General features: G+C 62.7%; 1 protein-coding gene. It reads right to left on the reverse strand.

Translation table 11 applies throughout. The annotated features are described in order from the left end of the window. Positions 1 to 9,387: immunoglobulin-like domain-containing protein (locus EJA70_RS01235; RefSeq protein WP_371924488.1), on the reverse strand; the 9,387-nt coding region annotated here is incomplete at both ends.

Below are 9,387 nucleotides of genomic sequence, written 5' to 3' on the forward strand. Positions count from 1 at the left end.
TAGCGGTGTAGACGACATTGCCGCCCTCTGCCGCTGCAGCCGTTGCCGTCAACTTCACGGTGGTGGTGTCGATGGTGTCGGTGACGCTGGTGATGGCCGGCGTCGTGCTTGGCACCAGGTTTTCGAAATTGCCACCGGTGGCGCTGCTGATCGTTGCCTGCACAGGGCCGGCATCTTTGTAGACATCGTCGGCTGGCGCTGCAACGGTCACGGTGCCGCTGGTTTTGCCGGCCTCGATAGTGATCACTGCGCCGTTCGACAAGGTCACGGTGACTGGCGAGCCAGCGGCATTGGTCAATGTCGCGGTGTAGACGATCGAACCGCCCTCGGCCACGGTGCCTGTCGCACTGAGCGTCAGATTAGTGGTGTCGATGGTATCGGTGACGGTGGTGCTGACCGGCGTCTTGTCGGCGACGAGATTCTCGTAGTTGCCGCCGCTGACATTGGTGATGGCATTGGTCAACGGAGCGTGGCCAGTCAATGCGTCGTTTGGCGCAGTGGTGGTCGCGGTGCCGGTGGTCTGGCCAACTCCGATGGTGATGGTCTGACCGTTCGACAGGGTCACGACAACCGGCGAGCCGGTCACCGGCGCACCGACAGTCGCTGTGTAGACGACGTTGCCGCCTTCAGCCGCCGTGCCTGTCGCCGTCAGTTTCACGGTGGTGGTGTCGATGGTGTCGGTGACACTGGTCACAGCCGGAGTTGTGCTGGTGACGAGGTTTTCGAAGCTGCCACCGGTCGCGGTTTTGATCGTTGCCTGAACGTTGCCGGCGTCTTTGTAAACGTCGTCGGCTGGCGCTGCAACAGTCACGGTGCCAGTGGTTTTGCCCGCATCGATGGTGATGACGGCGCCGTTGCTCAGGGTCACGGTGACTGGCGAGCCAGCGGCGTTGGTCAGGGTCGCGGTGTAAGTGATCTGGCCACCTTCAGCCACGGTGCCGGTCGCCGACAGCGACAGGTTGGTGGTGTCGATGGTGTCGGTGACAGTGGTCGAAACCGGCGTTATGTCGGCCACGAGGTTTTCGTAGTTGCCGCCGCTGACGTTGGTGATGGCGTTGGTCAGTGGTGCGTGGCCAGTCAATGCGTCGTTAGGCGCGGTGGTGGTCGCGGTGCCGGTGGTCTGGCCAACTCCGATGGTGATGGTTTGACCGTTGGCCAGCGTCACGGTGACTGGGGAACCGGTGACCGGAGCGCCGACAGTCGCGGTGTAGACGACGTTACCGCCCTCTGCCGCAGTGGTCGTTGCCGTCAACTTCACGGTGGTGGTGTCGATGGTGTCGGTGACGCTGGTGATAGCCGGAGTCGTGCTCGGCACCAGGTTTTCGAAGTTGCCACCGGTGGCGGTGCTGATTGTCGCCTGCACGGTGCCGGCGTCTTTGTAGACGTCGTCGGCTGGTGCTGGAACGGTGACGGTGCCAGTGGTTTTACCGGCGTCGATGGTGATCACGGCGCCGTTCGACAGGGTCACGGTCACTGGCGAACCAGCGGCGTTGGTCAGCGTTGCGGTGTAGACAATCGAGCCGCCTTCAGCGACCGAGCCCGTCGCGCTCAGCGATAAGTTAGTGGTGTCGACCGTGTCGGTCACAGTGGTGCTGACCGGCGTCTTGTCGGCCACGAGGTTTTCGTAGTTGCCGCCGCTGACGTTGGTGATCGAGTTGGTCAGCGGTGCGTGGCCAGTCAATGCGTCGTTTGGCGCAGTGGTGGTCGCGGTGCCGGTGGTCTGGCCAACTCCGATGGTGATGGTCTGACCGTTCGACAGGGTCACGACAACCGGCGAGCCGGTCACTGGAGCGCCGACGGTCGCGGTGTAGACGACGTTGCCGCCCTCTGCCGCCGTCGCGGTGGCCGTCAGTTTCACGGTGGTCGTGTCGATAGTGTCAGTGACGTTGGTCACAGCAGGTACGGTGCTTGGTACCAGATTTTCGAAGTTGCCACCGGTGGCGGTCGAAATGGTCGCTTCGACTTTGCCAGCGTCTTTGTACACGTCGTCGGCCGGCGCTGCGACGGTTACGGTGCCAGTGGTTTTGCCCGCGTCGATGGTGATGACGGCGCCGTTGCTCAGCGTGACGGTCACTGGCGAACCAGCGGCGTTGGTCAGCGTCGCGGTGTAGACGATCGAACCGCCTTCGGCCACAGAACCGGTCGCGGACAGCGACAGGTTGGTGGTGTCGACGGTGTCGGTCACAGTGGTGCTGACCGGGGTTTTGTCAGCCACGAGATTTTCGTAGTTGCCGCCGGTAACACCGGTAATCGCGTTGGTGATCGGCGCATGACCAGTCAATGCGTCGTTCGGTGCGGTGGTGGTCGCGGTGCCGGTGGTCTGGCCAACACCAATGGTGATGGTCTGACCGTTGGCCAGCGTCACGGTGACTGGGGAACCGGTGACCGGAGCACCAATAGTGGCGGTGTAAGTGACGGTGCCACCTTCAGCAGCCGATTCGGTGGCGGTCAATTTGACGGTGGTGGTGTCGATGGTGTCGGTCACATTAGTGACGGCCGGAACGGTGCTCGGTACCAGGTTTTCGAAGTTGCCACCGGTGGCGGTCGAAATGGTCGCTTCGACTTTGCCGGCGTCTTTGTAAACGTCATCGGCCGGCGCTGCGACAGTTACGGTGCCCGTGGTTTTGCCCGCGTCGATGGTGATTACGGCGCCGTTCGACAGGGTCACGGTGACTGGCGAGCCAGCGGCGTTAGTCAGCGTCGCGGTGTAAACAATCGAACCGCCCTCGGCCACAGAACCGGTCGCGGACAGCGACAGGTTGGTGGTGTCGACGGTGTCAGTGACATTGGTCGAAACCGGGGTCTTGTCGGCCACCAGGTTCTCGTAATTGCCACCGGTTACGCCGGTGATCGAGTTGGTGACGGGCGCGTGACCAGTCAACGCGTCATTCGGCGCGGTGGTGGTCACGGTGCCGGTGGTTTTGCCGACTTCGATGGTGATGTTCTGGCCGTTGGCCAGGGTCACGACCACAGGCGAACCGGTCACCGGAGCGCCAACAGTGGCGGTGTAGGTGACCGTACCGCCTTCAGCCACCGAAGTGTCGGCGGTGAGTTTGACCGTCGAGGTGTCGATGGTATCGGTGACGTCGGTGACCGCAGGCGTGGTGCTCGGAACGAGATTCTCGAAGTTGCCGCCGCTGGCGTCCTTGATCGTCACTTCGACTTTACCGGCGTCTTTGTAGACGTCATCGGCTGGCGCTGCAACGGTCACGGTGCCGGTGGTTTTGCCCGCTTCAATGGTGATTACCGCGCCATTGCTCAGGGTCACGGTGACGGGCGAGCCGGCAGCGTTGGTCAGGGTTGCGGTGTAAGTGATCTGGCCACCTTCGGCGACGGTGCCAGTTGCGGTCAGCGACAGGTTGGTGGTGTCGACGGTGTCAGTGACGTTGGTCGAAACCGGAGTTTTGTCGGCCACCAGGTTCTCGTAATTGCCACCGGTTACGCCGGTGATCGAGTTGGTGACGGGCGCGTGACCGGTCAACGCGTCGTTTGGTGCAGTGAAGGTTACGGTGCCGGTAGTTTTGCCGACTTCGATGGTGATGTTTTGACCGTTGGCCAAGGTCACGACAACCGGTGAACCGGTGACTGGTGCACCCACGGTAGCGGTATAGGTTACGGTACCGCCTTCAGCCACCGAGGTATCGGCCGTCAGTTTCACGGTCGACGTGTCGATGGTATCGGTGATCTGAGTCACCGCAGGAACAGTGCTCGGCACCAGGCTTTCGAAGTTGCCGCCAGTAGCAGTCGAAATGGTTGCTTCGACTTTGCCCGCGTCCTTGTAGACGTCATCGGCAGGCGCTGGAACAGACACGGTGCCCGTGGTTTTGCCGGCTTCGATGGTGATCACCGCGCCATTGCTTAACGTCACGGTCACTGGCGAGCCAGCGGCATTGGTCAGGGTCGCGGTGTAGATGATCGAACCACCCTCGGCCACGGAGCCGGTCGCGGTCAGCGACAGATTGGTGGTGTCGACGGTGTCGGTCACGTTGGTGCTGACCGGCGTTTTGTCGGCCACGAGGTTTTCGTAGTTGCCGCCGCTGACGCCAGTGATGGCGTTGGTCAGTGGCGCATGACCGGTCAACGCGTCGTTCGGTGCAGTGGTGGTCACGGTGCCGGTGGTTTTGCCGACTTCGATGGTGATGTTCTGGCCGTTGGCCAAGGTCACCACGACTGGCGAACCGGTCACCGGCGCGCCGACGGTGGCGGTGTAAGTGACGGTGCCGCCTTCAGCGGCAGACTCGGTGGCGGTCAGTTTGACCGTCGAGGTATCGATGGTGTCAGTGACGTCAGTTACCGCAGGCGTGGTGCTCGGAACGAGGTTCTCGAAGTTGCCGCCCGTGGCGTCCTTGATGGTCACTTCAACTTTACCGGCGTCTTTGTAGACGTCATCGGCTGGCGCCGCAACCGTCACAGTGCCGGTGGTTTTACCCGCTTCGATAGTGATGACCGAACCGTTGGAAAGGGTCACGGTCACCGGGGTGCCGGCCGGGTTGGTCAGTGTTGCGGTGTAAACAATCGAGCCACCTTCGGCCACGGAACCGGTCGCGGTCAGCGACAGATTGGTGGTATCGACGGTGTCGGTCACGTTGGTCGAAACAGGGGTCTTGTCCGCTACCAGGTTCTCGTAATTGCCGCCGCTGACGCCGGTGATCGCATTGCTGATCGGCGCATGGCCGGTCAACGCGTCGTTCGGTGCAGTGGTGGTCACGGTGCCGGTGGTTTTGCCGACTTCGATGGTGATGTTCTGGCCGTTGGCCAAGGTCACGGTCACCGGAGAACCGGTCACTGGCGCGCCCACTGTCGCGGTGTAAGTAACAGTGCCGCCCTCAGCCGCCGACTCGGTCGCGGTGAGTTTGACGGTGGTAGTGTCGATGGTGTCGGTGACGTTGGTCACGGCTGGAACGGTGCTCGGCACCAGGTTTTCGAAATTGCCACCGGTAGCGGTCGCAATGGTCGCTTCGACTTTGCCGGCGTCCTTGTAGACGTCATCGGCTGGCGCCGCAACGGTCACAGTACCGGTGGTCTTGCCGGCCTCGATGGTAATCACCGCGCCGTTCGAAAGGGTCACGGTCACCGGCGTGCCGGCCGGGTTGGTCAGGGTTGCGGTGTAAACGATCGAACCGCCTTCGGCCACCGAGTCGGTCGCCGTAAGGTTCAGGTTGGTGGTGTCAGTGGTGTCGGAAACCGCGGTGTCGGCGGACTTGCCGTCGACCACGAGTTTTTCGTAGTTGCCGCCCGTGGCGCCGTCGATGGTCACGCTCAGCGAGCTGCCGCCGGCCAATGGGCTGTTCGGTGCCACAAAGTTTACCGAACCGCTGGTTTCACCGACGGCGATGGTGATGGTCTGGCCATTGGACAGAGTCACTACAACCGGCGTGCCAGTCACTGGCGCGGTCACGGTGGCGGTGTACACCACGGTTTCGCCTTCGGCGACGTTGGCGGTGGCAGTCAGCGACACGGTGGAGGTGTCGATGGTGTCGTTGACGGTAGTGACGGCCGGGACAGTGCTGGTGACGAGGTTTTCGAAGTCGCCACCGGTCGCGCCCTTGATGGTCGCTTCAACAGTGCCGGCGTCCTTGTAGACGTCGTCTTTCGGAGCGTCGACAGTCACGGTGCCGGTGGTTTTACCGGCCTCGATGGTGATCACCGAGCCGTTGCTCAGGGTCACGGTAACTGGCGAACCAGCAGCGTTGGTCAGGGTCGCGGTGTAGGTGATCTGACCGCCTTCGTTCACCGCGCCGGTCGCCGTCAGCGACAGGTTGGTGGTGTCGACGGTGTCAGTCACGGTGGTGCTGACCGGGGTTTTGTCGGCAACGAGGTTCTCGTAGTTGCCGCCGGAAACGTTGGTGATCGAGTTGGTCAGCGGCGCATGCCCGGTCAACGCATCGTTCGGTGCAGTGGTGGTCACGGTGCCAGTGGTTTTACCCACTTCAATGGTGATGTTCTGACCATTGGCCAGGGTCACGACCACAGGCGAGCCCGTCACCGGAGCACCGACAGTGGCGGTGTAAGTGACGGTGCCACCTTCAGCAGCAGACTCGGTCGCGGTCAGTTTGACCGTCGAGGTGTCGATGGTGTCAGTGACGTCGGTCACGGCAGGCGTGGTGCTCGGCACCAGGTTCTCGAAGTTGCCGCCAGTCGCATCCTTGATGGTTACTTCGACTTTGCCGGCGTCTTTGTAGACGTCATCGGCTGGCGCCGCAACGGTCACGGTGCCCGTGGTTTTGCCCGCTTCGATGGTGATGGTCGAACCGTTCGACAGAGTCACTGTCACCGGCGTGCCGGCCGGGTTGGTCAGCGTCGCGGTGTAAACAATCGAACCGCCTTCGGCCACGGTGCCGGTCGCGCTCAGCGTTAGATCGGTGGTGTCGACGGTGTCGGTGACGGTGGTCGAAACCGGGGTTTTGTCGGCAACCAGATTCTCGTAATTGCCGCCGCTCACGTCGGTGATCGCGTTGCTCAGCGGCGTGTGGCCGTTCAGCGCATCGTTCGGTGCGGTCGTCGTAACGGTGCCGGTGGTTTTGCCGACTTCGATGGTGATGTTCTGGCCGTTGGCCAGGGTGACCACGACTGGCGAACCGGTTACCGGAGCGCCAACAGTGGCGGTGTAGGTGACGGTGCCACCTTCAGCAGCCGACTCGGTAGCGGTCAGCTTCACGGTGGTGGTGTCGATGGTATCGGTGACATCGGTCACGGCTGGAACGGTGCTTGGCACCAGGTTCTCGAAGTTGCCGCCGGTGGCGTCCTTGATGGTCACTTCGACTTTGCCGGCGTCCTTGTAGACGTCATCGGCAGGCGCAGCAACGGTCACGGTGCCGGTGGTTTTACCGGCCTCGATGGTGATCACCGAGCCATTCGAAAGCGTCACGGTCACCGGAGTACCAGCCGGGTTGGTCAGGGTCGCGGTGTAGGTGATCGAACCGCCCTCGGCGACCGAGTTGGTGGCGCTGAGGGACAGGTTGGTGGTGTCGACGGTATCGGTGACGCTGGTCGAAACCGGTGTCTTGTCGGCCACGAGGTTCTCGTAGTTGCCGCCGCTGACGCCGGTGATCGAAGTGTTCAGCGACGCCTGACCGTTCAGCGCATCGTTCGGCGCGGTGACGGTCACGGTGCCGGTGGTTTTACCCACTTCAATGGTGATGCTCTGACCGTTGGCCAACGTCACCACGACAGGCGAACCGGTCACGGGGGCACCGACGGTCGCCGTGTAAGTGACGGTGCTACCTTCTGCCACGGTGGTGTCGGCCGTCAGTTTGACGGTTGTGGTATCGATGGTGTCGGTGACGTCAGTGACCGCAGGCGTGGTGCTCGGAACGAGGTTCTCGAAGTTGCCGCCGGTGGCGTCCTTGATGGTTACTTCGACTTTGCCGGCGTCTTTGTAGACGTCATCGGCTGGCGCAGCAACGGTCACGGTGCCCGTGGTCTTGCCTGCTTCGATGGTGATCACCGAACCGTTGGAAAGGGTCACGGTGACTGGCGTGCCTGCCGGGTTGGTCAGGGTCGCGGTGTAGACGATCGAGCCGCCTTCAGCCACAGACCCGGTTGCGCTCAACGTCAGGTTGGTGGTGTCGACGGTGTCGGTGACCGACGTCACGGCCGGGGTTTTGTCGGCCACGAGATTTTCGTAGCTGCCGCCGCTGGTGCCGTCGATTTTCACGCTCAGCGTGTTGCCGCCAGCGAGGGCATCGTTCGGTGCGGTGAAGTTGACGCTGCCGCTGCTGGCGCCGACCGGAATGGTGATGGTCTGGCCGTTGGACAGGGTCACCACAACCGGTGCGCCGGTAACTGGCGCGGTCACGGAAGCGGTGTAAACCACCACGCCGCCTTCAGTAGTGCTGGCGGTGGCAGTCAGGGAAACGGTGCTGTTATCGATGGTGTCGGTCACGTCGGTGACGGCCGGGGTCTTGTCGACCACTAGGTTTTCGAAGTTGCCGCCCGTGGTCTTGGTGATGCTCGCATCGACCTTGCCGGCGTCCTTGTAGACGTCATCGGCCGGTGCTGCGACGGTCGCGGTGCCGGTGGTCGCGCCCTTGGCGATGTTGATTACTGCGCCATTGCTCAGGGTCACGCTCATGGCCGTGCCGGCCGGGTTGGTCAGCGTTGCGGTGTAGACGATCGAGCCGCCCTCGGCGACCGAACCGGTGGCGCTCAGGCTGATATTGGTGGTGTCGACCGTGTCGGTGACGGTGGTGACCACGGCCGAGCGGTTGGCATCGACCAGCTCGAAATTGCCGCCGCTGTGGCTGGCAATCGCGGTCTGTACCTTGCCGCCGTCGATGTACGGAGTATTGGCAGGCGCGGCGAAATTCACCGAACCGCTGGTGGCGCCGGCGGCAATGTTGATCACCGCGCCGTTGGCCAGGGTCACGGTCATGGCGGTGCCGGCCGGGTTGCTCAAGGTCGCGGTGTAGGTGATCTGGCCACCTTCGCTGACGGTGTCGCTGGCGCTGAGGGTCAGCGTGGTTTTGTCGACGGTGTCATTGACGGTGGTGCTGACCGGGGTCTTGCTGACGTCGAGCTTCTCGAAGTTGCCGCCAGTGGCATCGGTCATGGTCACGGTGAGCTTGCTGACGTCTTTGTACACGTCATCGCTCGGCGCCGCGATGGTCACCGAACCGCTGGTTTTGCCAGCCTCGATGGTGATGGTCTGGCCGTTGCTCAGGTTGACGGTCACCGGCGTTTGCGCGGCGTTGGTCAGGGTCGCGGTGTAAGTGATCGAGGTGCCTTCGAGCACATAGCTTTCAGCGCTGAGGGTCAGGTGCGTGGTGTTGATCGTGTCGGCGACGTTGGTCACCGCTGGCGACGGATTGGCCACCAGGTTTTCGAAATTGCCGCCGGTGGTTTCCTTGATGGTCACTTCGACTTTGCCGGCGTCTTTGTAGACGTCATCGGCAGGCGCAGGAACGGTCACGGTGCCGGTGGTCTTGCCGGCGTCGATGGTGATGGTCGAGCCGTTGCTCAGGGTTACGGTCACCGGGGTGCCGGCCGGGTTGGTCAGCGTCGCGGTGTAGACGATCTGCCCGCCTTCATTGACGTTGCCGGTGGCGGTCAGCGAAACGGTGGTGGTGTCGACGGTATCGGTCACGGTGGTGCTGACCGGGGTTTTGTCGGCGACCAGATTTTCGTAGTTGCCGCCGCTGACGTTGGTGATCGCGTTGGTCAGCGGTGCATGGCCGGCGAGCACGTCGTTCGGTGCGGTGGTCGACACGGTGCCGGTGGTTTTGCCGACTTCGATGGTGATGCTCTGACCGTTGGCCAGGGTCACGACGACAGGCGAACCGGTCACTGGCGCACCAACAGTCGCGGTGTAGGTGACGGTGCCCCCTTCAGCAGCGGTTTCGGTGGCGGTCAGTTTCACCGTCGAGGTGTCGATGGTGTCAGTGACGT

This window comes from Pseudomonas sp. PB103 (assembly GCF_009764635.1).
Lineage (GTDB): Bacteria > Pseudomonadota > Gammaproteobacteria > Pseudomonadales > Pseudomonadaceae > Aquipseudomonas.